The sequence below is a fragment of the Streptomyces sp. NPDC014861 genome, from assembly GCF_043081625.1.
GTDB lineage: Bacteria > Actinomycetota > Actinomycetes > Streptomycetales > Streptomycetaceae > Streptomyces.
Map to the genome: position 1 here is coordinate 110187 of NZ_JBIBWV010000015.1, position 24271 is coordinate 134457.

23 protein-coding genes are annotated in these 24271 nt (G+C 72.6%); 13 read left to right on the forward strand and 10 right to left on the reverse strand.

From position 1 onward, the window contains the following. Positions 1–145: 145 nt before the first annotated feature. The 5 genes from ACF1BN_RS26035 (at position 146) to ACF1BN_RS26055 (ending at position 6396) form a co-directional block, all read left to right on the forward strand. Positions 146–1936: a sugar ABC transporter ATP-binding protein gene (locus ACF1BN_RS26035; RefSeq protein ID WP_392334016.1), complete on the forward strand. Its 1791-nt coding sequence runs from the start codon at positions 146–148 to the stop codon at positions 1934–1936. Continuing rightward, positions 1933–2988 (forward strand): ABC transporter permease, encoded by a 1056-nt coding sequence (locus tag ACF1BN_RS26040; RefSeq protein ID WP_392334017.1) that lies wholly within the window; start codon positions 1933–1935, stop codon positions 2986–2988. The genes ACF1BN_RS26035 and ACF1BN_RS26040 overlap by 4 nt, the downstream gene beginning before the upstream one ends. Next, positions 2985–4097, forward strand: a complete 1113-nt coding sequence (locus ACF1BN_RS26045) for an ABC transporter permease (RefSeq protein ID WP_392334018.1) — start codon at positions 2985–2987, stop codon at positions 4095–4097. The genes ACF1BN_RS26040 and ACF1BN_RS26045 overlap by 4 nt, the downstream gene beginning before the upstream one ends. Positions 4098–4177: 80 nt before the next feature. Next, complete coding sequence (locus ACF1BN_RS26050) at positions 4178–5248, forward strand: LacI family DNA-binding transcriptional regulator (RefSeq protein WP_392334019.1); 1071 nt, start codon at positions 4178–4180, stop codon at positions 5246–5248. Between the two features lie 68 nt (positions 5249–5316). Further along, a complete protein-coding gene (locus ACF1BN_RS26055) occupies positions 5317–6396 on the forward strand; it encodes an aldose epimerase family protein (protein WP_392334020.1) in 1080 nt (359 codons plus the stop codon). A 52-nt stretch (positions 6397–6448) separates the two neighbouring features. Here the strand turns inward: ACF1BN_RS26055 and urtE are convergent, their stop codons facing one another. From urtE to urtA, 5 genes are read right to left on the reverse strand one after another with little or no spacing between them, the layout of a single operon-like run. Then, positions 6449–7141, reverse strand: coding sequence for an urea ABC transporter ATP-binding subunit UrtE (urtE, locus tag ACF1BN_RS26060; protein WP_392334059.1), 693 nt, complete (start codon positions 7139–7141; stop codon positions 6449–6451). 5 nt (positions 7142–7146) lie between these two features. Beyond that, a complete protein-coding gene (urtD, locus tag ACF1BN_RS26065; protein ID WP_392334021.1) occupies positions 7147–7932 on the reverse strand; it encodes an urea ABC transporter ATP-binding protein UrtD in 786 nt (261 codons plus the stop codon). Further along, a complete protein-coding gene (gene urtC, locus ACF1BN_RS26070; RefSeq protein ID WP_392334022.1) occupies positions 7929–9062 on the reverse strand; it encodes an urea ABC transporter permease subunit UrtC in 1134 nt (377 codons plus the stop codon). Before urtC ends, urtD begins: the two co-directional genes overlap by 4 nt. Further along, a complete protein-coding gene (urtB, locus tag ACF1BN_RS26075) occupies positions 9059–9943 on the reverse strand; it encodes an urea ABC transporter permease subunit UrtB (protein WP_392334023.1) in 885 nt (294 codons plus the stop codon). Before urtB ends, urtC begins: the two co-directional genes overlap by 4 nt. Before the next feature lie 47 nt (positions 9944–9990). After that, positions 9991–11244 carry an urea ABC transporter substrate-binding protein gene (gene urtA / locus ACF1BN_RS26080; RefSeq protein ID WP_392334024.1) on the reverse strand — a complete coding sequence of 418 codons (1254 nt, stop codon included), beginning with the start codon at positions 11242–11244 and terminating at the stop codon, positions 9991–9993. A gap of 320 nt (positions 11245–11564) precedes the next feature. Between urtA and ACF1BN_RS26085 the strand changes: the two genes are divergently transcribed. Beyond that, positions 11565–12041, forward strand: a complete 477-nt coding sequence (locus ACF1BN_RS26085) for a MarR family winged helix-turn-helix transcriptional regulator (RefSeq protein ID WP_392334025.1) — start codon at positions 11565–11567, stop codon at positions 12039–12041. On the opposite strand, the gene ACF1BN_RS26090 is transcribed toward ACF1BN_RS26085, so the two are convergent. Next, on the reverse strand, positions 11998–13113 hold the full coding sequence (locus ACF1BN_RS26090) for a substrate-binding domain-containing protein (protein WP_392334026.1): 1116 nt from the start codon (positions 13111–13113) through the stop codon (positions 11998–12000). The genes ACF1BN_RS26085 and ACF1BN_RS26090 overlap by 44 nt on opposite strands. 202 nt (positions 13114–13315) lie before the next feature. On the opposite strand from ACF1BN_RS26090, the gene ACF1BN_RS26095 reads away from it, so the two are divergent. The 5 genes from ACF1BN_RS26095 to ACF1BN_RS26115 all read left to right on the forward strand — a co-directional run bounded on the left by ACF1BN_RS26095 (position 13316) and on the right by ACF1BN_RS26115 (position 17014). Next, positions 13316–13519, forward strand: coding sequence for a cold-shock protein (locus tag ACF1BN_RS26095; protein ID WP_383813762.1), 204 nt, complete (start codon positions 13316–13318; stop codon positions 13517–13519). A gap of 221 nt (positions 13520–13740) precedes the next feature. Continuing rightward, positions 13741–14541 carry a hypothetical protein gene (locus tag ACF1BN_RS26100; RefSeq protein ID WP_392334027.1) on the forward strand — a complete coding sequence of 267 codons (801 nt, stop codon included), beginning with the start codon at positions 13741–13743 and terminating at the stop codon, positions 14539–14541. 186 nt (positions 14542–14727) lie between these two features. After that, a complete protein-coding gene (locus tag ACF1BN_RS26105; RefSeq protein ID WP_392334028.1) occupies positions 14728–15303 on the forward strand; it encodes an RNA polymerase sigma factor in 576 nt (191 codons plus the stop codon). After that, on the forward strand, positions 15300–16370 hold the full coding sequence (locus ACF1BN_RS26110; protein ID WP_392334029.1) for a CU044_5270 family protein: 1071 nt from the start codon (positions 15300–15302) through the stop codon (positions 16368–16370). The genes ACF1BN_RS26105 and ACF1BN_RS26110 overlap by 4 nt, the downstream gene beginning before the upstream one ends. A gap of 110 nt (positions 16371–16480) precedes the next feature. Next, on the forward strand, positions 16481–17014 hold the full coding sequence (locus ACF1BN_RS26115) for a hypothetical protein (protein WP_392334030.1): 534 nt from the start codon (positions 16481–16483) through the stop codon (positions 17012–17014). A 36-nt stretch (positions 17015–17050) separates the two neighbouring features. Here the strand turns inward: ACF1BN_RS26115 and ACF1BN_RS26120 are convergent, their stop codons facing one another. Together ACF1BN_RS26120 and ACF1BN_RS26125 are read right to left on the reverse strand one after the other, a co-directional pair. Next, on the reverse strand, positions 17051–17443 hold the full coding sequence (locus tag ACF1BN_RS26120) for a hypothetical protein (RefSeq protein WP_392334031.1): 393 nt from the start codon (positions 17441–17443) through the stop codon (positions 17051–17053). 259 nt (positions 17444–17702) lie between these two features. Further along, complete coding sequence (locus ACF1BN_RS26125; RefSeq protein WP_392334032.1) at positions 17703–17894, reverse strand: hypothetical protein; 192 nt, start codon at positions 17892–17894, stop codon at positions 17703–17705. A 366-nt stretch (positions 17895–18260) separates the two neighbouring features. Between ACF1BN_RS26125 and ACF1BN_RS26130 the strand changes: the two genes are divergently transcribed. Continuing rightward, positions 18261–19118 (forward strand): DUF4232 domain-containing protein, encoded by an 858-nt coding sequence (locus ACF1BN_RS26130; RefSeq protein ID WP_392334033.1) that lies wholly within the window; start codon positions 18261–18263, stop codon positions 19116–19118. 250 nt (positions 19119–19368) lie between these two features. Here ACF1BN_RS26130 and ACF1BN_RS26135 read toward each other — a convergent pair whose 3' ends face one another. Together ACF1BN_RS26135 and ACF1BN_RS26140 are read right to left on the reverse strand one after the other, a co-directional pair. Further along, entirely contained in the window at positions 19369–20238 is an 870-nt protein-coding gene (locus tag ACF1BN_RS26135) for a D-alanyl-D-alanine carboxypeptidase family protein (RefSeq protein ID WP_392334034.1), read from the reverse strand. A gap of 314 nt (positions 20239–20552) precedes the next feature. Beyond that, positions 20553–20951: a nuclear transport factor 2 family protein gene (locus ACF1BN_RS26140; protein WP_392334035.1), complete on the reverse strand. Its 399-nt coding sequence runs from the start codon at positions 20949–20951 to the stop codon at positions 20553–20555. Between the two features lie 255 nt (positions 20952–21206). Here ACF1BN_RS26140 and ACF1BN_RS26145 point away from each other — a divergent pair, with 255 nt between their 5' ends. After that, positions 21207–24233, forward strand: a complete 3027-nt coding sequence (locus ACF1BN_RS26145; RefSeq protein WP_392334060.1) for a BTAD domain-containing putative transcriptional regulator — start codon at positions 21207–21209, stop codon at positions 24231–24233. The last annotated feature ends 38 nt before the right edge of the window (positions 24234–24271 follow it).

Consider the following 24271-nt stretch of genomic DNA (forward strand, 5'->3'; position numbering starts at 1 on the left):
CCCCTGACGTACCGGCTCCGCGGGCCACCCCTCGCGGCCTCTCCGACGGTCTCCCTCGGGCCCTCTCCGCCGGTCACCCGCGCCGGCCGCGCCGGCCGACCCCTCAGCCCCCTGCCCACCCACCCTCGAACCCCGGAAGGCCCCCATGGCACTCCCCGAAGCGGCAGCGTCCGCGGTCCGCGGCACGGCGTCCGCGTCCGCGCCGGCGGTGCTGGAGGCCCGCGGCGTCGGGAAACGCTTCCCCGGCGTCATCGCCCTGGACGACGTCTCCTTCACGCTCCGCGCCGGCGAGATCCACGCCCTCGTCGGTGAGAACGGCGCGGGCAAGTCCACCCTCATCAAGGTGCTCACCGGAGTGCACCGCCCCGACGCCGGCGAACTCCTGCTCGCCGGAAGCCCGGTGAGCTTCTCCCGCCCCTCCGAGGCGCAGAGCGCCGGGATCTCCACGATCTACCAGGAGGTCAACCTCGTTCCGCTGATGAGCGTGGCCCGGAACGTCTTCCTCGGCCGCGAACCCAAGAACCGTCTCCGCCTGATCGACTTCCCGAGGATGCACGAGGAGGCGGCCGAACTCCTCGGCGGCTTCGGCGTCACCGTGGAGCCGCGCCGCCCCCTGCACACGCTCGGGCTCGGCACCCAGCAGATGGTCGCCCTCGCCCGCGCGGTCTCGGTCGACGCCCAGGTCGTCGTCATGGACGAACCGACGTCGTCCCTGGAACCCCGCGAGGTCGAGACCCTCTTCCGGGTCATCGAGGACCTCAGACGGCGGAACATCGCCGTCGTGTACGTCAGCCACCGCATGGACGAGCTCTACCGCGTCTGCGACCGCGTCACCGTCCTGCGCGACGGCCGGCACATCCACACCGGCCCGCTCGCGGAGCTCGACCGGGTGAGGCTGGTCTCCATGATGCTGGGCCGGGAGGTGTCCGAGGTACGACGCGACGGCGTCACCAGCTTCGGCGCGGACGGCCACGAGGTCGCCCGGACCCCCGTCCTGACCGCGAAGGGCCTGGTACGCCGCCACCAACTGGACGACGTCTCGCTGGAGTTGCATCCGGGCGAGGTGCTCGGCCTCGGGGGTCTGCTCGGCTCCGGCCGCAGCGAGACCGCGAAGGCCCTCGCCGGCGCGCTCTCCCTGGACGCGGGGGAGGTACGGGTCGCGGGCACGCCGCTCGCCCGCTCCTCCTCGGCGGCGGCCATCCGGGCGGGGATCAGCCTGCTCCCGGAGGACCGCAAGGCGGAGGGGATCGTGCCCGGCCTGTCCGTGCGGGAGAACATCGTTCTCGCCGCCCTGCCCCGGCTGTCACGCGGCGGCGTGGTCTCCCGGGCGCGCCAGGACCGACTGGTCGAGATCTTCATGAAGCGGCTGCGGATCAAGGCGTCCAGCCCGGAGCAGAAGGTCGGCGAACTGTCCGGCGGCAACCAGCAGAAGGTCCTCCTGGCCCGCTGGCTCTGCCTCGAACCGAAGGTCCTGCTCCTCGACGAACCCACCCGGGGCATCGACGTGGGGGCGAAGGCCGAGGTCCAGGCCCTCATCGACGAACTCGCGGGGGAGGGCCTCGCCGTCCTGCTGATCTCGTCCGACATCGAGGAACTCGTCGAAGGCGCCGACCGGATCGTCGTCCTGCGCAACGGCGCGACCGTCGACGAACTCGTGGGCGAGGACGTCTCGGAAGGCGCCCTCCTCGCCGCGCTGGCCGACCACGCCCCACCCGCCGACCAGGCCCCGGAAGCCGGCCGCCCTCGATCCCCCGACGACCCCACCGCGACCGCGCCCGCCCCCGCACCGGCACCCGAACCCGCACCGGAATCGACACCGGCACCGGCACTCGAACCCGCACCCACCTCAACACCCCCGTCCGAACCCCCGTCCGAGCCCCCGCCCACCCCCGCGTCCCCACACCCCCGCCCCGCATCCGAGGAGGCCCCCCGATGACCGCCCAGGCCACCGAGGAACCCGTCCACGGCGAGGGAGCCCACGGCCCCGGCACCCCCGGTGCCCCAGGCGCACCCGGCACACCCGGAGCCCCCGGCGCCAAGAGCCCCGGACCCCGAGGCCGCGGCGCTACGGCGGCCTGGCTCCAGGAGTACGGCGTCTACGCGGCCGTGGCCGCGCTGCTCCTCTTCAACGCGCTCTTCACCGACCACTTCCTCACCGCCGACAACTTCCGCACCCAGCTCATCCAGGTCGCGCCGATCGTCATCGTCGCCCTCGGGATGGCCCTGGTCATCGGCACCGAGGGCGTCGACCTCTCCGTGGGCTCCGCCATGGCCCTCGCCGCCGCGCTGCTGCCGCTCTACCTCGGCTACGGACTGATCCCGGCCCTGCTCGTCGCGCTCCTCTCGGGCGCCCTCGTCGGAGCGATCAACGGGACCCTGGTCTCCGTCGTCGGACTCCAACCGATCGTCGCCACCCTCGCGCTGTTCGTCGGCGGACGCGGTCTGGCGCTCGTCATGGCGGACGGCCGGCTCAAGCAGATCGTCAACCCCGACCTGCTCGCCCTCGGCACCGGCAGCTTCCTCGGCATCCCGCTCGTCGTGCTGATCGCCGGCGTCCTGGCCCTCGCCGTCGCCTTCGTCGTCCACCGCACCACCTTCGGGCGGCAGGTCGTCGCCATCGGCGGCAACCGCGCCGCCGCCACGCTCGCGGGGCTCCCCGTCAAGCGCGTCCTGACCGGCGTCTACATCCTGTGCGGCGTCCTCGCCGCCCTGGCCGGCGTCCTCGCCACCGCCCGCCTCACCGCCAGCGACCCCTCCTCCCTCGGCACGCTGATGGAACTCTCGGCCATCACCGCCGTGGTCGTCGGCGGCACCCCGCTCAGCGGCGGCTCGATCCGCGTCCTGGGCACCGTCGCCGGCGCGCTCCTGATGCAGCTGCTCCGGGCCACGCTCGTCAAGCACGACCTGCCCGACTCCACCGCCCAGATCGCCCAGGCGGCCATCATCGTCGCCGCCGTCTACGTCGCACGGGAGCGCCGATCCCGATGAAGCAGACCTCGTCCGCAGCCACAGCGGCCACGGCCGACCCGGCCGGCCCCACGCCGGCTGCCGGCCCGACCGCTCCGGAAGCCCCGGAAGCCCCGGACGGCCGGGGCACACCCACCGCCTCCCACCGGCCCTCAGTCGCCCGTCCCCGCGACAGCCTCGCGGAACGCCTCCTGGCGGGCGTGCGGAGCCAGGGCGTGCTCGCCGTCCTGCTCTCGGTCGTGGTGATCGCGTCCTTCGTCTACCCGACCTTCGCCACCCTCGACAACGCGCGCGGCGTCCTCGTCCAGGCGTCCTTCCTCGCCGTCGTCGCCCTCGGCATGACCCTGGTGATCATCACCGGCGGCATCGACCTGTCCGTCGGCTCCGTCTTCGCCCTCGGCGGTGTCCTCGCCGCCTGGGCCTCGCAGTGGGGCCTGCTGCCCGCGCTGCTCGCGCCGCTCGTCGTGTGCGGCGCCATCGGACTGCTCAACGGCCTCCTGATCGCCCGCGCCGGCATGGCCCCCTTCATCGTCACCCTCGCCTCCCTGCTGGGCGCCCGGGGCCTGCTGCTCGCGCTGACCGACGAGGGCGCCACCACCCATCTCGTGCCGAAGGGCTCGGCGTTCGCCGAGCTCGGCCAGGGCGGCGTCGCCGGGTTCGGCCACCCGATCCTGATCGCCCTGGCGCTGTTCGCCGCGGGCGGCCTCGTCCTCCAGCGCACCTCCTTCGGCCAGACGCTGTTCGCCGTCGGCGGCAGCGGCGACGCGGCGACCCTCATGGGGCTGCCGGTTGCCCGCGCCAAGGTGACGGTGTACGTGCTCAGCGGCCTGCTCGCCGGCTTCGCGGGGGCGATCAACGCCGCACGGCTCTCCTCCGGCGTCACGATCATCGGCACCGGCATGGAGCTCGACGCCATCGCCGCCGTCGTCATCGGCGGCACGCTCCTCGTCGGCGGCGCCGGCTCGGTGACCGGCACGCTGTGGGGCGTCCTGCTGCTCGCCGTCATCCAGAACCTCATCAACCAGATCGGCTCGCTGAACTCCTCGTACCAGTCGGTGGTCAGTGGAGGCTTCCTGATCCTGGTCGTGGTGGCCCAGCGGTACGTTTCACGTACCAGAAGAACGCTCTGAAGCCGATCCGCACCACCGCAACCGCCCCGTCGGTCCCGTCCCGGCCCCGACACCGGCCAGAGCCGAACCAGAGGAGTCTCGTGGGCGTCAGCCTCAAGGACGTCGCGCAGAGGGCCGGCGTCTCCATCAAGACCGTCTCGAACGTGGTCAACAACTACCCCCACGTCACGCCGCAGATGCGCGCCAAGGTGCAGCGGGCCATCGACGAGCTCGGCTACCGGCCGAACCTCACGGCCCGCCACCTCCGCAAGGGGCGCACGGGCATCATCGCCTTCGCGGTCCCCGAGCTGGGCAACCCGTACTTCGCGGAGCTGGCCGGCGCGGTGATCGACGCGGCCGCCCAGCACGACTACACCGTGCTCGTCGACCACACGGCGGGGCTGCGCGAGCGGGAGCTGCTGGTCTGCCAGGAGTTCCGCTCCCACGTCATCGACGGGCTGATCCTCAGCCCCATCCACCTGGAGAACGGCGACCTGCTCGCCCGCCAGGAGACCTCCCCGCTCGTCCTCCTCGGCGAGCGGGAGTACGACGCCCCGTACGACCAGATCGCCATCGACAACGTCGCCGCCGCCCGCAGCGCGGTCCGCCACCTGCTCGACCTCGGCCGGCGCCGCATCGCCTTCCTGGGCTCCCGCACCGGCCGCGAACGCCAGCCCGCCCACCTGCGGTTGCGCGGCTGGCGCGAGGAGCTCACCGCCGCCGGGGTGGAACCCGACGAGCGGCTGGTCGTCGCCACCGACGGCTACGGCCGGGGCGACGGCGCCGACGCCATGGCCACCCTCCTCGACCGCGACGTCCGGCCCGACGCCGTCTTCGCCTACAACGACCTGATCGCGCTCGGCGCGCTGCGCACCCTCGCCGAGCGGGGCCTGCGGGTCCCCGACGACATCGCCGTCGTCGGCTTCGACGACATCGAGGAGAGCCGGTACGGCGCCATCAGCCTCACCACCGTCGCCCCGGACAAGCGGGCCATCGCCCGCCAGGCCGTCGACCGGCTGGTGGAGCGCCTCGCCGGCGCCCCCGTCACGGAGCCGCGCCGCATCCGCCCCGGCTACGAACTCGTCGTCCGCGAATCCACCGGCGGCTCCCACACGGTGGCGGGGCCGCGGACCCGCACGGCACCGACCGCCCCTGTGACCGACGCTCCCTGAACCCGTCCTCGGGGCCCGTCCCGCCCCGAGGACGCCCACCCTTCCTCCCCCCGGCCCGAGGAATCCCCATGCCCCGACCCACCATCCGTCACCGCCCGTTCGGCACCACCCCCGCCGGGGAGGAGGTCACCCTCTGGCACCTGGCGTCGCCCTCCGGGACCTACGCGGAGATCCTCACGTACGGCGGCGTCCTGCACGCCCTCGGCGTCCCCGACACCCTGGGGCGCACGGACAACGTGGTCCTCTCGCTCGGCTCGCTCGACCAGTACGCGGAGAAGAGCCCGTACCTCGGCGCCCTCATCGGCCGGTACGCCAACCGCATCGCCCACGGACGGTTCACGCTCGACGGCGTCACCCACCACGTCCCCGTGAACGACCGGGGCCATGCCCTGCACGGCGGGCCCGACGGCTTCGACAACCGGGTCTGGAGCGCCGCCCCGCTCGTCGACGGCGACACCGCGGCGCTGCGGCTCACCCTGCGCAGCCCCGACGGCGACATGGGCTTCCCCGGAACCCTCGACGTCACCGCCACGTACGCGCTCGACGCCGCCGGCACCCTCTCCCTGGAGTGCGTCGCCACCACGGACCGACCGACCGTCGTCAGCCTCACCAGCCACGCCTACTTCAACCTCGCGGCCGACGGCGGCGACGTCCTCGACCACACGCTCCAGGTCGACGCCACCGGCTACCTCCCCGTCGACCCCGCCGGCATCCCGCTCGGCCCGCCGGCGGACCCGGAGGGCACCCCCTTCGATCTCACCGCCCCCCGGCGCCTGCGGGACACCCTCCTCGCTTCCGTCGACGAACAGCTCCGCCTCGCCGGCGGCTACGACCACTGCTGGACCCTCTCCGGCGCCGAGTCGCAGGTACCCCGCCGAGCCGCCCGCCTGACGGCCCCCGGCGGGACCCGGGTCATGGAGCTCTGGACGACCGCGCCCGGCCTCCAGGTCTACACGGCGAACCAGCTCGACGGCGGCCTGGCCGACCCCGCCGGCCGTCCCCTCCTCCGCCACGGCGCGGTCTGCCTGGAGGCCCAGCACTACCCCGACGCCCCCAACCGCCCCGCGTACCCCACCCCCGTGCTCCGCCCCGGCACCACCGCCCGCCGGCGCACCGAGTTCCGCTTCCCCCGCCCGACCGGTCGCTGACGGCCGGAAGGGGGCGGACACGCGTCCGCCCCCTTCCGGCCCGCCCGGGGCCTCACACGCTGAGCGCCTCGCGCACCGTGCTCTCCGCCCCGGTCCCGCCCGCTCCGGAGGAGGTGACGCGGCCCGCTTCCAGCACGGAGTACCGCTGGGCGGCCCGCATCGCGAACCCCACGTGCTGCTCGACGAGGAGGACCGACAGACCGCCGCGCGAGGTGAGGGCCAGGATCACGTCCTCGATCTCGCGGACGACGGACGGCTGGATGCCCTCCGTCGGTTCGTCGAGGAGGAGGACCCGGGGCCGGGTGATCAGGGCCCGGGCCAGGGCGAGCTGCTGGCGCTGGCCACCGGAGAGGAGGCCGGCACGGCGACCGGCCAGCTCGCCCAGGACCGGGAAGAGGTCCAGGGCCTCCGCGATCGCCTCCCTGCCGTGGCGGCGCCCGTCGGCGACGAGCCGCAGGTTCTCGGCGGTGGTGAGGTGGGGGAAGGACTGCTGGCCCTGGGGGACGTACGCCATGCCCCGGGCGACCCGCCGGTGCGGGGCGAGGCGGGTGATGTCCTCGCCGTCCAGCAGGACCGTCCCGGCGCTCGGCCTGATCGACCCCATGGCGGCCCTCAGGAGGGTGCTCTTGCCGGCGCCGTTGTGCCCGAGGACGGCGGCGACACCGTTCGCCGGGACCGTGACGGACACCTCGTGCAGCACGGTGGTGCGGTCGTAGCCCGCCCGCAGGGACGTGATCTCCAGCACGGCGGTCACACCCCTTCCCCGCCGGCCCCGGCGACGGCGGCGACCTCGCGGTCGGGTTCGGAGGCGCTCCCGAGGTAGACCTCCTGGACCCGGGCGTCGGCCTGGACGTCGGCGACCGAGCCCTCGCTGAGGACCCGCCCGGCGTGCAGGACGGTCACGCTGCGGGCGAACGACCTCATGAAGTCCATGTCGTGCTCGATGACGACGACCGTCCGCTCCCCGCTCACCCTCCGCAGCAGTTCGCCGGTGGCCTCGCGCTCGTCGTGGCTCATGCCGGCGACGGGCTCGTCGAGCAGGAGCAGCCGCACGTCCTGGACGAGGAGCATGCCGATCTCCAGCCACTGCTTCTGGCCGTGGGCCAGCGCGCCCGCCGGCCGGTCCCGCAGTGCCGTCAGACCGGTGGTCCCCAGCGCCCGTGTCACCGCCTCCGGCACGTCCTTGCGCCGCCGGAGCAGGGTCAGCGGACCGCGCCCGGCGCCCGCCGCGATGTCGAGGTTCTGCAGCACGGTCAGCTCCTCGAAGACCGTGGCCGTCTGGAAGGTGCGGCCGAGGCCGAGGCGGGCGATGCGGTGCACGGGCTTCCCGCGCAGCTCCCGGCCCTCGAAGCGGACCGACCCGGTCGAGGGCACCAGGCCGGTGATCGCGTCGACCAGGGTGGTCTTGCCGGCCCCGTTGGGGCCGATCAGGAAGCGCAGGTCGCCCGGGTGGATGTCCAGGTCGACGCCGTCGACGGCGGTGAACCCGTCGAACGTCACCCGCAGGTCGCGGACGACCAGTCCGTCGCCGTTCATACGGTTCCTCCTCGGGGAGCCGGGGGAGTGGTACGGGTCCGGGCGCGTCGCCCGCGGACGACGGACACCAGAGAGGCGAGCCCGCCGGGCAGGAACCCGACGGCCACGACGAAGAGCAGGCCCTGGAGGTACGTCCACGCGGCGGGGAACGCGTCGGACAGACCGCTCTGGGCCCAGGCCACCGCGATCGCGCCGAGCACCGCGCCCAGCAGCGAGGCCCGCCCGCCGACCGCCGCGCCGATGACGAAGCCGATGGACGGCACGATGCCGATCAGGGCGGGCGAGATGATGCCGACGGCCGGGACGAAGAGCGCGCCGGCCAGCCCCGCCGCGCCGGCCGCCCCGACGTACGCCACCAGCTTGACCATGGCCGGGTCGTATCCCAGGAAGCGCACCCGCTCCTCGGCGTCCCGCACGGCGATCAGCAGCTCGCCGTAGCGGCTGACGAACAGCTGCCGGGTGATCATCATCAGCAGCAGGAGCACGGCGGCGATGACGAAGTACACCATCCGCTGGTTCACCGGGTCGTCCAGGTCGTAGCCGAAGAAGCCCTGGAAGTCGGTGAGCCCGTTGGTGCCGCCGGTGGTCGCCTGCTGGCCGATCAGCCAGATGGACAGGGCCGCCGCGAGAGCCTGGCTGAGGATCGCGAAGTACGCGCCCTTCACCCGGCGCCGGAAGACGCAGAGCCCGAGCAGGGCGGCGACCGCCATCGGCAGCAGCACCGTCATCGCGAGCGCGAAGACCGGGTTCGCGAACGGCGCCCACCACCAGGGCAGCGCGTCGGAGGTGCCGTAGAGCTGCATGAAGTCGGGCAGCGTCTGCCCGGTCGCGGCGGCGTCGGCGAGCTTCAGGTGCATCGCCATGGCGTAGCCGCCCAGGCCGAAGAAGACGCCCTGGCCGAGGACGAGCAGGCCCCCGCGGCCCCAGGCGAGGCTGACCCCGACCGCGACGATCGCGTAACACAGGTACTTGGCGAGGAGGTTGAGCCGGAAATCCGAGAGGACCAGCGGCGCCACGCCGACGAGCAGGACCGCGCCGAGGAGGAAGGCGCCCGGCACGCGGAGCCGCGTGAGGGGCGACGGGGCGACCGGCTCGCCCGCGGTGTCGGGTGGGGAGGGTGTCGTCGTCATGCCAGGCTCCGGGTACGCAGTGTGTAGAGGCCCTGGGGTCGCCACTGGAGGAAGGCGACGATCGCCACGAGCACGAAGACCTTCGCGACGCTGACGGTCGTCGAGTACTCCACGACCGACTGGAGCACCCCCAGCGCGAAGGCGGTGATCACGCTGCCCTTGAGCTGGGCGACGCCGCCGACGACCACGACCAGGAAGGCGTCGACGATGAAGTTCGTGCCCATCGTCGGCCCGATCGGGCCGACCAGGGTGAGCGCGACGCCCGCCACGCCCGCCAGGCCCGAGCCGATGAAGAAGGTCGTCCGGTCCACCGCGGCCGTGGCGATGCCGGACACCTCGGCGAGGTCCCGGTTCTGCACGACGGCCCGGATGCGCCGCCCCAGCGGCGTCAGCCGCAGCAGCAGCGTGAGCCCGAGCACGCACAGCAGCGCCAGGGCGAGGATGAACAGCCTGTTGGTGGCGAAGGTGACCCCCGCGACGGAGACGTTGCCGGTGAGGACGTCGGGTGCGCGGGTCTGGACGTTCGGGGCGCCGAAGACGTCCCGGGCGAGCTGCTGGAGCATCAGGGAGACGCCCCAGGTGACGAGCAGCGTGTCCAGCGGCCTGGCGTAGAGGCGCCGGATGAGGAGCCATTCGAGGAGTGCCCCCATGGCGCCGGCGACCAGGAAGGCCAGCGGCAGGGCGACGAGCAGCGAGACGCCCGCGCCACCGAGGGACTGCTGGAGCACGTACGTCGTGTACGCGCCGGCCATGATGAACTCGCCGTGCGCCATGTTGATCACGCCCATCTGCCCGAAGGTGAGGGTCAGGCCGAGCGCGATGAGCAGGAGGACGGCACCGATGCTGATGCCGGTGAAGGACTGGTTGAGGACGACCGTCATGAAGCGGCTCCGGAAGGGGACGGGGGGACGCGGGGGCGGGAGGCGGCTCAGGAGAGCCCGGCGGCCCAGGGGTAGCCCTTCAGGTACGGGTCCGGCTTGATCGGCTTGCCCGAGTTCCACACCTCGTCGATGAGACCGTTCGCGCCGATCTTCCCGATCCGGGCGGTCTTGTGGACGTGCTGGGTCGCCCCGTCGACGGTGATCGTGCCCTCCGGCGCGTCGAGCGTGATGCCGTCCGACGCCGCCTTCACCTTCGCCACGTCGAAGGAGCCGGCCTTCTCCACCATGGCCTTCCACAGGTGCACGGCGTTGTACGCGGCCTCCATCGGGTCGCTCGTCGGCTTGTCGGCGCCGTACGCCGCCTGGTAGGCCGTGCGGAACTTCTCGTTCGCCGCGCCCGGGGTCGTCTGGTAGTAGTTCCAGGCGGTCAACTGCCCTTCCAGGTACTGCGTCCCGATGCTCTTGACCTCCTCCTCGGCGATGGACACCGAGAGCACCGGCAGGCTCTTCGCGGTGAGCCCGGCCGACTTGTACTCCTTGAAGAAGGCCACGTTGCTGTCGCCGTTGAGGGTGTTGAAGACGGCGTCGGCGCCGGCCCCCTTGACCTTGTTGACGATGGTGCTGAACTCGGTGGAGCCGAGCGGCGCGTAGTCCTCGCCGACCACCTGCATGCCGTTCGCCTTCGCGTACGCCTGGATGATCTTGTTGGCGGTGCGCGGGAAGACGTAGTCGCTGCCCACCAGGTAGAGCCGCGTCAGACCCTGCTTCTTCAGGTACTCCAGAGCGGGCACGATCTGCTGGTTGGTGGTGGCGCCGGTGTAGAAGATGTACGGCGACTGCTCCAGCCCCTCGTACTGCACCGGGTAGAAGAGCAGCGACCTGTACCGCTCGAAGACCGGCTTCACGGCCTTGCGGCTCGCGGACGTCCAGCAGCCGAAGGTGGCGACGACCTTGTCGTCCGTGATCAGCGCCTCGGCCTTCTCGGCGAAGGTGGGCCAGTCGGAGGCGCCGTCCTGACTGACGGCCTCCAGCTTCTTGCCCAGCACACCGCCGGAGGCGTTGATCTCCTTCACCGCGAGGAGCAGCGCGTTGTGCACCGTCACCTCGCTGATGGCCATGGTGCCCGAGAGCGAGTTCAGCAGGCCGACCTTGACGGTGGCGCCGGACGTGTCCGCCTTGGCCTCGGCGCCGGGGGACGTACCACTGCCGGTCTTGGCGCCGCAGGCGGCGAGGACTCCGACGGCGCCGACGGCCGACATGCTCGTGAGAAGACCGCGTCTGGTGAGGATGAGCCCGGACATGCGTGACCTCCGTGCCCCGGAGGGCGTGATGAGGGGAGCGGAAGACTCCGATCGCTGAAGTGCGACACAGCCTGGGCCGGATCTGTTTCCACCGCGTTTCCGAGCAATTGAAGAACAGTTTCCACAGGAAGCAATTGCGGGCGGGCCGCAGGAGAGGTCCCGTCAGAATCGTTGCTGACAAGCGCAGTTGTGTCCCCGCCGCCATGCTTCCTGGCGGAAGGATCGCCTTCCCGGACCCCCTGGGGGATCGCCCCGGACGGTTGTAGGCTCGACGCGTCCCCACCCCCGGGAGGACGTACGACGCGAGCGCGAGGAGCGAGATGACGAACCGGCATCAGGACCTGCTCCACCTGCTGACCCGGGCCGAGCGCCTCTCCGCGCGCCGGCTCCAGACCGTGCTCGGCGCCTTCGACTGCTCCCTGGAGGCGTGGCGCGTCCTCGACCTGCTCGCCGACGGGCAGGGCCACACCATGACGGCCCTCGCCGAACACGCCTTCCTGCCGGCCCCCACCCTGACCAGGCTCGTGGACCAGCTCGTCGACCAGAACCTGGTCTACCGCCGTGCCGACCCCGCCGACCGCCGCCGTGTGCTCGCGGCCCTGACACCCCGGGGCGTCGAGCACCGGCAGCTGCTGTCCCGCGCGGTGGACGCCGACCGGGAGGCGTGGGCCGCCCCGCTCGCCGAGGCCGACGAGGCCCACCTCGCGGAGCTGCTGCGCCGACTGACCGGGGTGCTGGGCGGCCGTGACGCCGTCACGGCCGCCGGGGCGGAGCGGGGAGCTGGGCGAGCACGTTGAAGTCGTGGCCCTCCGCCTCCGCCAGATAGATGCGCTGGCGCACATGACGGCCGCTCAGTCCCACGAGTCCCCGTGGCCCTTCGTACGAGACGTGCTCGGCGGCCGCCCCGATGGCTGACACGTCGAGAGTGCGGGCCCGCTCGACGAGCGCGGCCAGCAGCAGCACCCCCTCGTAGCAGGACTCCCCGAGGCTCCCCGGCACCGGGGCGTCGCTCCCGAAGCGCCCGGCGTACAGCCCGTGGAAGTCCATGCTGTTCCGGTCCGCCAGCGACGCGAAGAACCCGGCCGTGCTGTACAGGCCGGCGGTCGCCTCCGGACCGCTGCCCAGCAGCATGCTCTCGTCCATCAGCGTGCTCAGCCGCAGACACCGCAGGTCGAGACCGGAAGCGGCGAAAGCCCGGTTGAACCGGACCGCGTCACTGCCCACCAGCAGCATCAGCACGCCGTCCGCCTCCGCCCGCTCGACGAGCCGCAGCACACCGGCGAAGTCGTCCGTGCCCAGCGGCAGATACGCCTCCCCGCACACCCGGCCCCGGCAGTCGCGCGCGTACCGGCGAGCCGCCCGCGCGGTACGCCGGGGCCACACGTAGTCGTTGCCGACGACGAACCACCGCCGCACGCCCCGCGCCTCCATGAGCCAGCGCATCGCGGGGAGCAGCTGACCCGCAGGGGTCTCGCTGGTCAGGTACACGCCCTCGGTGCGCTCACCCCCCTCGTACAGCGCCGTGTACACGTACGGGACCCGGTGCGCGATCCGCGGCGCGACCGCCCGCCGCACCGAGGAGATGTGCCACCCGGTGACGCCCTGGACGACCCCCGTCGCCACCAGTGCCTCGACCTCCGCCGCGACCCGCCCGGGGTCGGCCCCGCCGTCGACCTCGACCAGCCGCAGCTCCCTGCCCAGCACCCCGCCCGCCTTGTTGACCTCCTCCGCCGCCAGCCGGGCGCAGGCCCCGCACGTCGGACCGAACATCCCGGCGGGCCCCTGCATCGGATAGACGAGGGCCACGTTCACCGACGCGTCGTCGGCCATGAACCACTCGGGGAGGTGGAGGGGGAGCGGCCGCTGCATGGCGCCCATGATGGCCGTACCCGAAGCCGCCCCCAAGCCGCGCCCCCGATCGAGACCGAATCGTAGAAGTCACCCGGATCCGAAAAGGATCTGGAGAACGTGTGTAGACGTGAGGCAGTCGGGGGAGGAGTGTGTCGGGCATCCCAGGAGGCCCAGTGGGGCCCGAACCCGGGCAACCACCGAATTGACCAGAAGGACGAGCATGGCCAGCGGCACCGTGAAGTGGTTCAACTCCGAGAAGGGCTTCGGCTTCATCGCCCAGGACGGAGGCGGACCGGACGTCTTCGCCCACTACTCCAACATCTCCGGCAACGGATACCGCGAACTCACCGAGGGTGAGACGGTGACGTTCGACATCACCCAGGGCCAGAAGGGCCCGCAGGCGGAGAACATCGTCCGCGGCTGACCGAGCTCGCCCTTCCCGACGGCGCCCGCACCCTGTGCGGGCGCCGTCGTCGTGCCGGGCCCCGGACGGGCGGCGCACTCTGGGCCGGGTGGCGGAGGCGCTGTCGCCCGTGCGGGGGCGAGTGAACGTTTCCGTTCTCCCGTACGCGGCGAGGAGCCCGAGAGGATCATGCCGACCCGGCGTGCCCGCCGGGACCCCGCGTGCTCCCGGAGGTGGCTCCTGTGGCCCTCGTCATCATCGTCGCCGTGCTCGCCCTGCTGGCCGGCCTCGCCGCGAACAGGTGGCTCCGGCCGAGGCTGGTCAACGCCGACGACGACGAGGGCATGGCCGTCAAGGACCTCGTCGGCCCGCTGCTGACCATGACCGTCCTGCTGCTCTCGTTCGTCCTGGTCACCGCCAACGGCTCCTACGGCAAGGCCGAGGTCGCCGCGCGCGGCGAGGCGCGCGCCCTGGACCAGCTCGTGGAGACAGCCGAGTACGCCCCCGTGGCGCAGCGGGCCAGGATCCAGGCCGACGCCGTCTGCTACGCCCGCGCGGTGCGTGTCCAGGAGTGGCCCGCGATGTCCGACGGGAACGGCTCGGTGGCCCCGAGCGTGTGGTCGACCTCGTTCCGGAAGACGTTCGAGACGCTGGAGGGCACGCCGGCCTTCGGGATGCTGGTGGCCGCCGACAACAAGCGCTCCGACGAGCGGGAGGAGCGCCTGACCCAGGCGACCTCCAGCATTCCCAGCACCATCTTCTGGTTCCTGCTCGCCACCCTGGTCATCACGGTGGCGGCCCTGGGGATCTGCCTTCCCCGCCGCAACAACCGGGGCCAGATCATCACCCTCGTCGTCATCACCGCCCTGCTGACCACGGCCCTGGTCATCATCCGCGACGTCGACCGGCCCTTCGGCGGCATCATCGACATCGAACCCACCGCCATCGCCGAGACCGAGCGCCAGGCACGACGAGACTTCACCGCCAACCACCCCGCCTCCGAGCTGCCTTGCGACGCCGACGGAGACCGCCGGAACGTCTGAGCTCCGGGGCTGGGCGGCAGGGTCCGAGGGCGGGTGACAGGGTTCGGGGGTGGGCGGCCGTGTCCGGGGGTGGGGGCCGCGTCCGGGGGTGGGGTGCCGCACCGCTCTGACCTGCGGAAAGTAACGGGTTGCCGATCTTCGGCCAAGGACGGGTGAGAGAATCACCCGCCACACTGGAGGTCCCGCGTGCAGAGACCCACGCACGAGCCCGGACGGACTCGAACACCGTTCGGCGACGTGTACGAGGCGCACTTCGACGCCATCCTCGGCTTCGTCACCCGCAGAACCGCGGACCGTCACGTGGCCGCGGACCTGACGGCCGACGTCTTCGTGGCCGCGCTGGAGGCGTTCGAGGGCTACGACCCCCGACGGGGCACGCACCTGATGTGGCTCTACGGAATCGCCCGCAACACGCTCGCCTCGTACGCCCGTCAGACGGCCCGTGAACGGGAGGCGGTCGCCGCGGTGAGCGGCCGCCGGCTCCTGGACGAGCAGGACGTGCTGCGGTTCGAGGAGCGCATCGACGCCGAGCGGGAGGCCAGGCACCTGCTCGCCCGGCACGCCGAGCTGTCCGAACCGCTGCGCGCCGTGATCGACCTGGTCGCCGTCGACGGCCTGACCACGAAGGAGGCCGCGAAGGTGCTCCGGATCTCCCAGGCGACGGCCCGCGTCCGCCTCCACCGCGCCCGTGCCGCGCTGCGCGCCGGGCGCCCCTCCCCGTCCGAGACCTTCAGCACCCCCCTCGCGGAGGCCACCCGATGAACACCCCCACCGGATTCAAGCAGCGGCTCGGCGCGGAGCTGGCCGTCCTGGAACGGGCCAAGGCCGAGCGTGCCGCCGAAGCCGTGTCCGAGCCCGGCACACAGGGGACCGCCCGTCGCGCCCTCGCGTGGCCCGGCATACGGCGGACCACCTTCATGGGCCTGGCCGCGGGCACGGTCGCCGTCGCCCTCATCGCCACCACGGGCGGCGACGCGGTACGGCCCGGGCAGGTACAGGCCCTGACTGTCGCGCAGGTCCTGGACTCCGCGGCGGCCCACGCGCAGAAGCGCCCGGACAAGCAGCCGCGCCCCCGTCAGTGGATCTACACGAACAGCGTCGTCTGCGAGAACGGCTGCGAGCACGTCCCGTTCTGGGTCCGGTACGACGGGGCGAGCAGCGCGTTCGTGGACGAGACCGTCTCCACCGGAGACCGTCAGGTCGTGTCCGTGATCGGTGGCCTGCTCGCCCCGCCGGGACGGGGTGTCAGCCGGCCCCAGGAGACCCGTGAGGCGCTGTCCCGGCTGCCCACCGACCCTCGCGAACTCCTTGAGCGGGTGAGTCAGGACCCCGTCTTCCGCTCCAAGCTGGAGCCGAGCGGCGCATACGTCGGCCCCGATCGCGAAGCCCACGACGGGGGCACGGCGAAGCACCCTCCGGTCACCACTCCCGGAGCGCAGTTCGCCAGGATCCTCAACATCCTGCAGACAGCCCCGGACATCCCTCCCCGGATCAACGCCGCGCTCTACCGCGCGCTGGGGCTCATCCCCGGAACCGAACTGGTCCGCGAGCCGATGCGGGACGCGGCCGGCCGGTCGGGGATCACCCTCGCCTTCTCCACCGGGGACGACGTCCGGGACCGCCAGTACCTCTTCCTGGACCCGGACACGTACGCCTACCGCGGACACCGCATGGACGTGCGCGCATGGCGCGACTTCTCCGAGTCCTACGCCGTCGTGGCGACCGGAGTGGTCGACCATCCCGGCCAGGTCCCCGGCGGCCCCGCCCCTGACCCCTCCGACGTCGTGGAGCGGCCCAGCCTGCTGTCGCTCCCGCGCAACCCGCGCTGAATCACCGCTCCGGCCGGGTGTGCCGCCGGGAATCCCCCGGTGCGGGCGCGCCCGGCCTGTGCGGTCCGACGGCGCCGGCGTTGTCGGTCCCCGGTGCTAGCGTCGTGATCATGGCAAACCGTTCCTATCTCTACTCCGCAGACTCGATGCCGACCGAGGCGGGGATCCCGCAGCGGATCCGATGCATATCCGAGCACAACTGGGACATTCCGCTCGCGCACAAGCTCCTGGTCGGGCGCGGAACCACCGCCGTCCCGTCCATGATCTGGAACCCTCCGATCGGTATCGCCGCGGACTACGCCCAGGGCGCGGCTCTGCTCCGCGACCTCCTGCGCGAGGTCGGCAAGGGCCTTCAGGACGACGCCGAGTTCGCCGAGTGCGTCGACAGGACCACCGCGCACCTGGAGAAGCAGCAGGCGGAGTACTTCGTCCTCGAAACCGGTGAGATCGTCTCGATGACGGACGACGATCCGGCCGACAGCGTGCGGCGTCTCGCGGCCGACGACATCCCCCACGCCGTCGCGCAGGCGGAGGCGGCGATCGCCGGCCAGAACGACGCGTGGCTGGCCTCGGTCCGTGCCGACTGGCAGAGGCACTTCGCGTCCTTCTACAGCGAGGCGCTCTACTTCTCGTTCCCCGAGTGACACGCCCCGCGCCGCCGCGCGGGGTGTGTCGGAGGGTCAGGGGGCTGCGGGCACCGCGACGGTGAGCGGTCCGAGGTCTCCGTACAGGGCCGCGTGGAGGGCGGCGGCGATCTCACGGGCCCGCTCCTCGCTCTCCACACCGTGGAGGACGTAGTAGACGGGGCCCGCGTACGCGTCCGAGCGGACCTCGCCGGCGGCGACCAGGCGCATCACGGCGTCCCGGGCGGCGCCCGCCACGGCGTCATCGACGCGGTGACCGGGGTCGGCGGTGAGCGCGTCCGCCTTCACCGTCCACCACGCCCCCTGGCTCTCGATCGCGATGAAGACGGCTTGTTGGGACTTGGCCTGTCGGTAGGCGGCGTCGAAGCGGCCGGCGCCTGTGGCGTCGGGAACGAGGCGCGCGGGGCAAGGGGTCGGCAGCGGCTCCATGCGGACATCGTGCCAGGCATATCCACACGACATGTGCAGGCGCCATCGGGCATAAGGAAGAGCCCGGCCGTCGTCGCACGGGTCTGCGACATCACGGGCGTGTCGCACCGCGTTCTCCGGGGGTCCTGACCGTCGTCGTCGTCCGCCCGCCGGTCAGGGCGGCGGGCGGACGGACGAGGAGCGGCGTGCCCTCACCGATGGTCGAGCCCGGGCTACGCCGGGACCGCCGGTGCGGGGGAGGGCGTTGGAGCCGCCGCGGTCAGTTGTCGGAGCCGACGGTGTTGTCGTGGCCGGCGTTGAACACGTCGTCGGCGGCGAACTGCCCCCAGTCACCGAAGACGATGGTGTAGGAGTTCTCGGGCTCGTATTCCACGTTCACGTCGGCGTTCGCGAGTCCGGCGCTGCCGAGGACGAGGGCGCCTGCGGCGAGGGCGGGGAGCAGGAAGCGCATGAGGGGCACCTTTGTGTGGGGGGTGTCGGGGCGAAACGCTCCTCAAGTTAAGGCGTCGGGCCGCCGGCGCCCCGTCTGTCCCCCCGCGTGGCTCGGGCCTTCAGCCGATTGGGGCAGCCGAGCGGGCGACGAGCCCTGCGGTGGCGGCGGAGAAGGAAGAGGGCAAGGGGAGGGGGTCCTGAGAGGGAGAGCCGCCCGCCCCGGGCTCGGTGGAGTGCGGTCGGCCCGTCGGCCCGTGCCGCCCGGCCCCTCGGTTCCTCGGCACCGGGCTCGCGGTCGCCTCTCGGGGTGAACTGTGACGGCCCTGTGACCGGTGAAGTGACCCACGCCACGGCCCTCCGGGGCCGGGCTTGATCGACTTGGCTCATGCGCCCGCACCCCGTCCTTCCGCTCGCACTCGCCGCCGGCTTCGCCCTCCTCACCGCCTGCGGGAGCCAGAGCTCCGCGGGCGGTGCGGCATCCGCTGCCCCCGCCCCCTCCGTCAGCGCCGAGGAGAAGGACGGGATCCGGATCACCGGCACCGGCGGCTGCGCCCGGCCCTGCGCCACGTACACCGTCACCGGACCGGCGGAGGGCCCGGTCGTCACCATCGCGGTCTTCGAGTTCCTGTCGGCGGAGGGGCGGGCGATGGACAACGTGAAGGAGACCATCCCGGCCGTCGCGCCCGGGACCACCGTGACCCGTACCGTCACCGCCCCCCTCGCCCCGCCGGACTCGCTCGTCGGGGGCCGCGTGCACATCGGTACCGTGCGGACGGTGCCGGCGGCCGAGGCCCTCACACGCACCGGGCCCTGCCCGCCGTCGGGCGTCCGGGTGTACGCGGACGAGGGCGACGCGGCCATGGGCCTGCGCGCCGTCGGCCTGCACCTGGAGAACTGCGGCACCCGGCCCCTGTCGATCGACGGCTACCCCGCGGTCCAGCCCCTGGACGCGGACCACCGGGCCCTCCCGGCCGTCCGTGTCCTCCAGGGCGGCGAGGCCGTCGCCACGGGCACCGGGGCGGACGGGCCCGCGCGCGCCTTCAGCCTTCGCCCCGGCGAACGCGCCCGAGCGGGTCTCGTCTGGCGCAACACCACGGAGGCGGGGGATCCGGTCAGCGCCCCCTACGTCCGTGTCCGGTGGCGGCCGGGCGCCGCCCCCGTCATGGTCGTCCCCGAACTCGACCTCGGCACCACCGGCCGTCTCGCCGTCGGACCCTGGAAGCCGGCGCGGAACGACGGCTGAAGGGTGCGGCACCACCCGCGGCGGGTCCTCCGCCGTCGGCCCCTGGAGGCCGGCCCGGGAACGGCGGTTGCGGCACCGTCCACGGCGGGTCCGCCCCGTCGGCCGATCACGGCCTCGGACTGCCCGCAAGGCCGTGGTCGCGAACGCGAAGGGCCGCGACGCCTGATGGCGCCGCGGCCCGGGCCGTACGCTCCCCGCGGGAGGAGCACACGGCCGGGCGGCGGGAGCCTCAGGCTCCCGCCGCCGTCGATCACCTCGCGAAGCCGTAGTCCAGCAGCTTCTTCACGTCGGCCGCCCGCTGCGTCTCGCTCGGCGCGGCGAGGACCGTGCCGATGACGGTCTTGCTGCCGCGGGTGGCCGCGAAGACGAGGCAGTACTTGGCCTGCTGGCCCGAGCCCGTCTTCACGCCGATCGCGCCGCTGTAGGTGCTCAGCAGCTTGTTCGTGTTGCTCCACGCCATGTTGCGGTAGCCACCGGTCCTGGTGATCACCTTCTGCGTGGTGGACTTGGTCTTGACGATGGTGCGGAACGTGCTGTTCTTCATCGCACTGCTCGCGATCTTGGTCAGATCGCGCGGGGTCGAGTAGTTCGCCCCGTTGCTTATCCCGTCGAACGAGTCGAAGTGCGTGTTCCGCAGCCCCATCTTCCGGGCTTCCTCGTTCATCTTTCCGATGAACGACTTCACCCGGGCCGCCCGCGTGGAGCCGGTGCCGAACTTGTCGGCCAACGCGTAGGCGGCGTCGCAGCCCGACGGCAGCATGAGTCCGTAGAGCAGCTGTCGGACCGTCACCTTGTCGCCGACGATGAGCCGGGCCGACGAGGCGTTCTTCGAGACGATGTAGTCGCTGTAGGCCTTCTGGATCGTGACCTTCGCGTCGAGGTTCAGACCCCGCTGGGCCAGCACCACCTTCGCCGTCATGATCTTGGTGGTGGAGCCGGTCGCCCGTCGGGTGTCCGCGGCCTTCCCGAACAGCGACGTGCCCGTCCCGTTGTTCATCACGAAACCGCCCGGGGCGGAGATGGACGGTGTGGGCGGCGTCGCGGCCTGCGCCTGGCTGACGGAGAAGCCCCCGGCCAGCACGGCGGAGGTGGTGACCACGACCGTCACGGCGCGCCGCACGCGCAGTGGCGTAGATATCAAAGTGTTCTGCCCTCGGTAGGAGTTGTGGTTGCCGAGAGGACGGTACGTCCTTCTCGCACACAAGATGCGCATACGGGCCCGACGGGTGCACGAAGAGGTGTGACGTAGCCCTCATTTCCTCCCGACGGCGCAACCACAAGCGCACCGGGGAGACCTGGGGCGGGGAGGGTGTCGGCCTCGGGGCCGGGTGAGGCCGGGGGAGCGGCCGCGAGCGGAGGAGCGGCGTCACCCGGCCGTCCGGCGCGCGCGGGACCGGGTCGCGCGGCCTCCGTGGGTCTGGCCGCCGGCGTTCCTCAGGGCGTGGCGTGAAAGTACCGTACGCAGGTACGCAGCAGGCCGTCGTCCGCGATCGTGAACACGTCCACGAAACGCTGGTCGGCCGCGGCGCTCCCCGGCGTGACCCGGCGGCCGGTCGCGATCACCGTGCGGTCGTGCGCGACGACCCGGTCCACGACGTGCCGGGCGTCCGGCAGAGCGTGCAGGACATGGGCGCGCAGGGCGTCGGTGCGACCCCGCGCCGCCTTCTGGCCCGGGAGCTCCAGGACCATCGCGTCGTGCAGGAGCGAACCGCAGCCGTCGAGGTCGCCGTGGTCCAGGTAGTCGTAGACCAGCCGCACGTGGTCGATGCCCGCGGCGGTCACCAGGTCCCCGCAAGCCGGGTTTCCGGTCATCATGGTGTCTTGGCTGTTCAACGGTGCCAACTCCTCTCACCTTCCGTCCAGGATTCTGCGGCGCCCGCCCAACTCGGCGTTATCGCGGCCCTATCGCGGACCGAGGATCTTCACGGCATGGACAGGAGGGGAGGAGATGTGGAGACTGTCCTCACTTGATCCTGACGTCCCGGCGCGGACCGGCACGTTCCGGTGTGGCGCGGTGCGGTTCCGGTGTGTCGTCTCATCTGTTGCGTGGGGGAATCAGTGGCTGCTGCCGACGGCGGGTTAGGGGAACTGGACGTCCCGGGCGGACCCCGTCTCACCTTCCGGGTCCTGGGACCGCTCCAGGTCCAGGGCACCGCCGGGCCGCTGCGCGTGCCCCCCGGCCGGCAGGAGGTGATCCTCGCCGCGCTCCTCCTGGAGACCAACAGGATCGTGAGCACCAGCCAGTTGGTCGACCTCATCTGGGAGGACAACCCGCCGGAGACCGCCAGGACCCAGGTGCAGATCTGCGTCTCGCGGCTGCGCAAGTTGCTCGTCGACGCGGACGGCGAGGTCGTCCTGACGACCAGACCCCCCGGGTACGTGCTCCACACCGAGGCCGGGAACGTGGACGCCGCCCTCTTCACCGGGCTGGTGCAGCGCGCCCGCTCCCTCGGTGAGGGAGGCGACCGCGAGGAGGCGGTACGACTCCTGAGATCCGCGGTCACGCTCTGGCAGGGCGACTGCCTCACCGGACTCGACAGCGGACCCCTCGCCAACGCGGCGAGACAGCTCAACGAGGAGCGCCTCGCCGCCGTGGAGCTCCGCATCCGGCTCGAACTCGAACTCGGCCACCACGACCGGCTCGTGGGGGAACTCCAGCGGCTCACCCACGAACACCCGCTGCGGGAGAAGCTGCACGGCCAGCTCATCCAGGCCCTCTACTGGTCCGGCCGGCAGGCCGAGGCTCTGGAGGCCTTCCGGACCGCCCGCCGCTACCTCGCGGAGGAGCTCGGCCTCGAACCCAGCCGCGAACTGCGCGACCTCGAAGCGGCCATCCTCGCCGGGGAACTCCCGCCGCCCGCCGCCGCGCGCCCCGCGCCCGCCCCCGTACGGGCCGTCGCCACGCCCGGTCCCGAGGCGCTCGACGGGGCTTCCGCCGTGCCCGAGCCGGCGTCGCCGGCCCCCGTTGCTGAATCGATTCGGCACGAGACCGTACCGCACCAGCTCCCCGCCGACATCGCCGACTTCGTCGCCGACGGGCAGCGGCTCGCCGCCCTGGAGAAGGCCCTCGCCGGGGGCGACGGACGTGGCACCGTCGGCCTCGCCGCCATCACCGGCAAGCCCGGCACCGGCAAGTCGACCCTCGCCGTCCACGTCGCCCACGCCCTCGCCGAGACCGGCTTCCCCGACGGGCAGCTCTACTGCGACCTGCGGGGCACCACCCCCGCCCCCGCCACCCCCGTGGAAGTCCTCGGCCGCTTCCTCCGCGCCCTCGGCATCCCCGGACAGCTCATCCCGGAGTCCCTCGACGAGCGCGCCGAGATGTACCGCACCCGCCTCTCCACCCGACGCGTCCTCGTCGTCCTCGACGACGCCGCGGGCGAGGGCCAGGTCCTCCCCCTGCTCCCCGGCAGCCGCGACTGCGCCGTCCTCGTCACCAGCCGCGCCCGCCTCACCGCGCTGCCCGGCGCCCACCGCGTCGAGCTCGACGTCCTCGACGAGGACCGGGCCCTCGAACTCCTGGCCCGCATCATCGGCGGCGAGCGGGTCTCCGGCGAGGCCGCCGCCGCCGAGGCGCTCGTCCGCACCGTCGGCCGCCTGCCGCTCGCCCTCCGGATCGTCGCCGCCCGCCTCGCCGCCCGCCCGCACTGGACCCTGGCCTCCATGGTGCAGCGGCTCGCCAACGAACGGCACCGGCTCGACGAGCTCGCCCACGGCGAGATGACGATGCGCGCCAGCCTCTCCCTCACCTACGAAGGGCTCGCCCCCGACGACCGGGGACTGCTGCGGCTCCTGAGCATGGCGCAGGCGCCGACGCTCCCGAGCTGGCTCGCCGGCGCCCTCCTCGACGACCACCGGCCCTTCCCCTCCGACCTCATGGAACCGCTCGTCGACGTGCAGATGCTCGACGTCGTCGGCGTCGAGTCCAGCGGCGGCTTCCGCTACCGCTTCCACGAGATCATCCGCGTCTACGCCCGCGAGCAGCTCGCCGCACAGCACCCGCCGGAGGTCCGCCAGGCCGCCTTCGCCCGCATGGCGGGCGGCTGGATGCACCTCGTCGAGGAGGCCCACCGCAAGGTGTACGGGGGAGACTTCACCGTGCTGCACGGCGCCGCGCCCCGCTGGCAGCCGCCGTCCCCGTACACCGAGGACGCCCTCGCCGACCCGCTCGCCTGGCTCGACGCCGAACAGGCCGCGCTCTGCGGCATGGTCGGGCACGCCGCCGAGGAGGGGCTGCACGACCTCAGCTGGGACCTCGCGACCTCGCTCGTCACGCTGTTCGAGGTTCGCGGCCACTACGACCTGTGGGAGTCGACCCACCTCACCGCGCTCGCCGCCGTCCGCAAGGCCGGAAACCTCCGCGGCACCGCCGCGATCCGCGCCTCCCTCGGCTCGCTCTACATGAGCCGCAACCAGTACGACACCGCCCGCCAGTCCCTCAACTCCGCCCTCGACGTCTTCCAGGCCCTCGACGAGCCGATGGGCGAGGCGCTCTGCCGTCGTGACATGGCCCTGATCGCCCGGACCAACGGGGACGACACGACCGCCCTGGAGCTCTACCGGCGCTCCCTCGCCGACTTCGACCGTGCGGGCGACGTCGTCGGGCGGGCCATCGTCCTCACCCAGAGCGCCCACATCCGCATGCGGCAGGGCGAGATCGACCTCGCCCAGAAGCAGCTCGACGAGGCGCTCGACATCTACGAGGGCATCGGCTACACCGGCGGCCGGGCCCGCACCCTGCGGCGCGTCGGTCAGGTCCTCCTCGAACAGGGCCGGAGCGACCTGGCGGTCCTCACCTTCACGGAGGTGCTCGAACTCTGCCGCGACTCCGGCGACGTCATCGGCGAAGGACACCTGCTGCGCGACCTGGGCCAGGCCTTCGCCATGATGGGACGGCCGGACCGGGCCCGCGACTTCTACGACCGCGCGGTCTCCTCGCGGGAGCAGATCATGGATTTTAGCGGCGGCGCACTGGCACGCCTGGATCTGGCGCGGCTGCTGACGGACGAACCGGGACGCTCACGGGAACTGCTGGTGCCGGCGGTCGAGGTGTTCCGCGAGCGGCGGATGGCGCGGGAACTCGCGGAGGCGGAGCGGCTGCTCGGCGTGTGCTGAGGGCGCGCGGGCGGGAAATCGCGGAGCGGTTCCCGGGG

Excerpts from the sequence above, each read along its gene's own strand:
- ACF1BN_RS26035 (WP_392334016.1), top strand. The coding sequence starts at position 146 with ATGGCACTCCCCGAAGCGGCAGCGTCCGCGGTCCGCGGCACGGCGTCC.
- ACF1BN_RS26040 (WP_392334017.1), top strand. The coding sequence starts at position 1,933 with ATGACCGCCCAGGCCACCGAGGAACCCGTCCACGGCGAGGGAGCCCAC.
- ACF1BN_RS26045 (WP_392334018.1), top strand. The coding sequence starts at position 2,985 with ATGAAGCAGACCTCGTCCGCAGCCACAGCGGCCACGGCCGACCCGGCC.
- ACF1BN_RS26055 (WP_392334020.1), top strand. The coding sequence starts at position 5,317 with ATGCCCCGACCCACCATCCGTCACCGCCCGTTCGGCACCACCCCCGCC.
- urtD (WP_392334021.1), bottom strand. The coding sequence starts at position 7,932 with ATGAACGGCGACGGACTGGTCGTCCGCGACCTGCGGGTGACGTTCGAC.
- urtC (WP_392334022.1), bottom strand. The coding sequence starts at position 9,062 with ATGACGACGACACCCTCCCCACCCGACACCGCGGGCGAGCCGGTCGCC.
- urtB (WP_392334023.1), bottom strand. The coding sequence starts at position 9,943 with ATGACGGTCGTCCTCAACCAGTCCTTCACCGGCATCAGCATCGGTGCC.
- urtA (WP_392334024.1), bottom strand. The coding sequence starts at position 11,244 with ATGTCCGGGCTCATCCTCACCAGACGCGGTCTTCTCACGAGCATGTCG.
- ACF1BN_RS26085 (WP_392334025.1), top strand. The coding sequence starts at position 11,565 with ATGACGAACCGGCATCAGGACCTGCTCCACCTGCTGACCCGGGCCGAG.
- ACF1BN_RS26090 (WP_392334026.1), bottom strand. The coding sequence starts at position 13,113 with ATGCAGCGGCCGCTCCCCCTCCACCTCCCCGAGTGGTTCATGGCCGAC.
- ACF1BN_RS26095 (WP_383813762.1), top strand. The coding sequence starts at position 13,316 with ATGGCCAGCGGCACCGTGAAGTGGTTCAACTCCGAGAAGGGCTTCGGC.
- ACF1BN_RS26110 (WP_392334029.1), top strand. The coding sequence starts at position 15,300 with ATGAACACCCCCACCGGATTCAAGCAGCGGCTCGGCGCGGAGCTGGCC.
- ACF1BN_RS26115 (WP_392334030.1), top strand. The coding sequence starts at position 16,481 with ATGGCAAACCGTTCCTATCTCTACTCCGCAGACTCGATGCCGACCGAG.
- ACF1BN_RS26120 (WP_392334031.1), bottom strand. The coding sequence starts at position 17,443 with ATGGAGCCGCTGCCGACCCCTTGCCCCGCGCGCCTCGTTCCCGACGCC.
- ACF1BN_RS26125 (WP_392334032.1), bottom strand. The coding sequence starts at position 17,894 with ATGCGCTTCCTGCTCCCCGCCCTCGCCGCAGGCGCCCTCGTCCTCGGC.
- ACF1BN_RS26130 (WP_392334033.1), top strand. The coding sequence starts at position 18,261 with ATGCGCCCGCACCCCGTCCTTCCGCTCGCACTCGCCGCCGGCTTCGCC.